We start from the raw sequence: 4,053 nt of genomic DNA on the forward strand, positions 1-4,053 counted from the left end.
CCAGCAGGGATCGCAAGCGTAAATTCTCTGGTCGAAAAATTCAGTTTATACAATGAATTATCATTGCTGGCACTTCCGAACATATAGGCATTGGTGCCATCTCCAGCGAACCCTGGGCTATGACGCTCTGTGGGCGCCAATCCGGTATAGCCCCAGTGACGCTCCATCAGCCTGATGTATTGCCCAGTACTCAGGGAGTATGCCCAAGCACCGCTTCCGAAGTCCGCGTATACGGAATAGGCCGCGCCGGCGCCGATCCCGATATCGCGGTCCAACGTCAGCGTCTTGAGCGCCGCATCATAGGACAGGACCACGGCAGTCGGGCTACCGCCGTTTTGCACGAGCCAATCCTTGTAGAAGTCATTCGTCGTGGCTGGCAGCGTCGGATCTACCAACTTCGTGCCCGTCGTACCGGCACCAGCAGACCGCGTAAAACCCTGCTGGCTGGCACATCTGTAGCCACTGCCACCATTCCAAAGCCAGAAATAGTTATTTATGGGATCAAATACCACACCGCTTTCGTCYGAGCCATTGGGTTTATTGAACGAAGTATTGCCCGCGCAGCTGTTATTGGGATCGAGCAGCGTCCATGACTTGGCAAGAGGATCAAAAGCCCAAACATCGTTGAGATAGGCTCCGCCGCCGGCCCCTCCCCAAAAAACCGCCTGATTGAGCGAGTCCACCCACGTCATGGCGCTCCACTCGCGCCATGGGGGCGCATTGGTCGTGGAAATCTGACGCCATGTAGCAATAAATTCCGCAGCGCGCGCGTCGTTCGCCGCAAGTCCCAAGGAACAGATGCAAGCGCCGAGCAAGACCGCGACTAGCCGGTTGAGAAGGACGCGCATAGGAACCGAAATCGAGATGTGTAAAGAATCCATCAATACCTCAACGTGAAGCGGAGGTCCACGGAGCCCTCTTCCCTTGCGAGCGCGCATAGCGGACTCGCCTCGTCATCAAATGACCACTTTTACATCACACATGGACACTGGCGTCGACATTCCGCAACCCAAACCCTCGGCTCGGGGGTGCAGCAGGCACGTGTTGCGCATCGCCGTCGGCACACTCGCCGCCTGACCTTGGCCTGCACACCGTCATCAGAGAAGACCAGGCCCAGCCGCAGTTGCGGTCGTCTTGACCTCCAGCAACCGCAGCACGGCGGGGGCGACTATTGCGGCGCCAGTCATGCTGAGGTGGTTGTCGTCGAAGTACAGGCTGGCATCCCCCTCCAACACCTTACAACGCGGGCCGCCGCACAGCAGCTGGTCCAGCCCGACACGTTCGGCTTGCCCATCAGCGGTCAGCCGCTGCACCAGGGCCAGCKACGCGGCCTGCCGGATGCGGTAGTCGGCTGCCATCTGGCCCTGCGCGGCCAGCTCGTCTCCGCGTCGCCAGCGCATGGCGAGAGCCGCCGGCACCGGGTAGTGGTAGGTGGGCACCGGGTCCAGCAGCAACACCTGCTTGCCGGCAGCGTGCAGGCGCTGGATGCTTTGCACCAGGCCCGCCTCGAAGGCCGTCGCGCCGGGGCCGTCCAGATAGAACTGGTAGCGCGCCACCAGCAGCACGCTGTCGACACTGGTGTCAGCCACCAGCCTTTCCAGCAGCGCGCTGTTGACGGCCGCACAGCGTGGCCGGCCGGGGGGCTCGAAGCCCAACGCCGGCGGGCAGGTCGAGCCCGTCAGCTGAGCCACACGCCGGTCCGTCGCCTGGTCGCCCAACGCACGGGCGATCTCGACGCCATGGCTGTCACCCCAGACCGCCAGCGTCTTCGTGGCGGAGGCCGGCCCGAACAGGCAGCGGGCGTCGTAGTCCAACCAGCGGTTGCCGCTGGAGTGGCAGCGCTTGCGGTCGAGGCTGAAGTCGCTCGCGCCGGCACGCAGCACCGCATCGCGGCCCGGCTGGGCGGCACGCTGGTCGGACACGGCCGTCAGCGCCCAGGCCGCGGCCAGGCTGGCCACGATGGTGGACGCCCCCGCCACGAGCATGACCGGCTGCGCCACCTTGGAGCGCCGCACCGGTGCCTCCACCCAGCGCAGCGAGGCCCAGGCCAGCGCGACGGACAAGGCCACGGCCAGCGCGGCCTGCACCGGCGAGGGCTGGTCCAGCACCAGATGCCGCGTCAGCACCAGTACCGGCCAGTGCCAGAGGTAGAGCGAAAACGAATGCGCGCCGATCCAGCGCAGCGGCGCGGTCGACAGCCAGCGCGTCGCGACCGCCCGTTGCGTGGCACCGACCCAGATCAACGCCGCCGTCGCGAGGCAGGGCCACAGCGCCATCGGCCCCGGGAAAGCGTGATCGGCCCGCATCAGCAACAGCGAGGCGACGAGGGCCGCGAGCGCCGTCCAGCCCAGCCCCGAGTCCACCCAGGCCGGGCGCGCGGGCGGTGAATCACTGCGGCTGGACCACCAGGCCAGGCCCGAGCCGATCATCAGCTCGAAGGTGCGCGCTGGTGCCGCGTAGAAGGCCAGCTCGGCGTCATAAGGCATCAACCGCAGGCACCAGGCCAGCGACACGAGGCCCACGCCCAGCAGCATGATGCCGATATGCCGGCGCGCGAAGCGCCACAACAGGGCCAGCAGCGGCGGAAAGACGATGTAGTACTGCTCCTCGACGGCCAGCGACCAGGTGTGCAGCAGGGGCTTGAGCTCGGCGGCTCCTTCGAAATACCCGGTCGTCCGGTACAGCTCGATGTTGGAGACGAACAGCCCCGTGGCCCCCAGCAGTCGCGCAAACTCGCGCAGCGCCTGCGGCTCCAGCAGCAGCAGGCAGGCCGGCGCGACCAAGGCCAGCATCGCGAACAGCGCCGGGAAGATGCGCCGGATGCGCGCCGCATAGAAGGAGGCGATGCTGTAGCTGCCAGCGGCCAGGCGCTGCAGCAGCAGCGTCGTGATCAGATAGCCCGAGATCACGAAGAAGATGTCCACCCCGACAAAGCCGCCGGGCATGGCCGCGGGCCAGGCGTGGAAGACCACGACGGGCACGATGGCCAGGGCCCGAAGTCCCTCGATGTCGGGCCGGAATTTCATCCGCGAATGGTCAGGCCAGTGCCGCGGCCAAAGCCCCGACGACCTGGTCTTGCTGCTCCTCGGTGAGGTCGGCGCTCATGGGCAGGCTCATGACGCGAGCCGCCGCGGCGATGCTGTGCGGGCAGRCGTCCGGCTGGCCGTACTTGGCATAAGCCGGCTGGTGATGCAGCGGGCGCGGGTAATGCACGGCGGTCGGCACGCCGGCGGCCTTGAGCTTGGCCTGCACGGCTTCGCGGTCGTCCACGAAGACGGTGTATTGCGCCCAGACGCAATCGCGGTCGGGCCGGACTTCCAGCAATTGCAGGCTCGGGATCGCCGCCTGCAGCTTGGCGCGGTAGGCCTCGCCGAGTTCGAGCCGGCGGCGGACCTCCCACTCGAAACGATCCAGCTTGCCCAGCACGACCGCGCATTGCAGCGTGTCCATGCGGCCACCCACGCCGACGCGGGTGTGCAGATAGCGCTGGCTCTGGCCATGGATGCGGATCTCGCGGCAGGCCTGGGCCAGCGCGTCGTCGTTGGTGAAGATGGCGCCGCCGTCGCCATAGCAGCCCAGCGGCTTGCTCGGGAAGAAGCTGGTGCAGCCGAAGGTGGAGGTGTTGCAGCTCTTGCTGCCCTTGTACGACGCGCCGAAACTCTGCGCGGCGTCCTCGATGACGGCCAGGCCATGCTTGCCGGCAATGGCGTTGATCTCGTCCATGTCGGCCACCTGGCCGTACAGGCTGACCGGCATGATGGCCTTGGTCTTGGCGGTGATGGCGGCTTCAATGAGCTTGGCGTCGATATTGGCAGTGCCAGGCTCGATGTCGACAAAGACGGGCACGCCGCCCGCCAGCACGATCATCTCGGCCGTGGCCGCGAAGGTGAAGGGGCTGGTGATGACTTCATCGCCGGGCTGCAGGTCCAGGGCCATCAGGCAGATCAGCAGCGCCTCGGTGCCGCTGGCGACGCTAATGCAGTGCTTGGCGCCGGTGTAGGTGACGAGGGCCTGCTCCATCTCCTTGACCTCGGGGCCCAGGATGTACTGGCC

General features: G+C 66.1%; 3 protein-coding genes. All 3 read right to left on the reverse strand.

Features of this window, described 5'->3' with window-relative positions; translation table 11 throughout:
* Positions 1 to 881: hypothetical protein (locus tag ACXJKR_RS26335; protein WP_457325324.1), on the reverse strand; the 881-nt coding region annotated here is incomplete at its 3' end.
* Positions 882 to 1,097: 216 nt separating this feature from the next.
* Complete coding sequence (locus ACXJKR_RS26340; RefSeq protein WP_457325325.1) at positions 1,098 to 3,026, reverse strand: acyltransferase family protein; 1,929 nt, start codon at positions 3,024 to 3,026, stop codon at positions 1,098 to 1,100.
* Between the two features lie 10 nt (positions 3,027 to 3,036).
* Positions 3,037 to 4,053, reverse strand: a 1,017-nt coding sequence (locus ACXJKR_RS26345; RefSeq protein ID WP_457325326.1) for a DegT/DnrJ/EryC1/StrS family aminotransferase, incomplete at its 5' end; no start/stop codon positions are given.

The organism is Roseateles sp. P5_E11 (genome assembly GCF_054049355.1).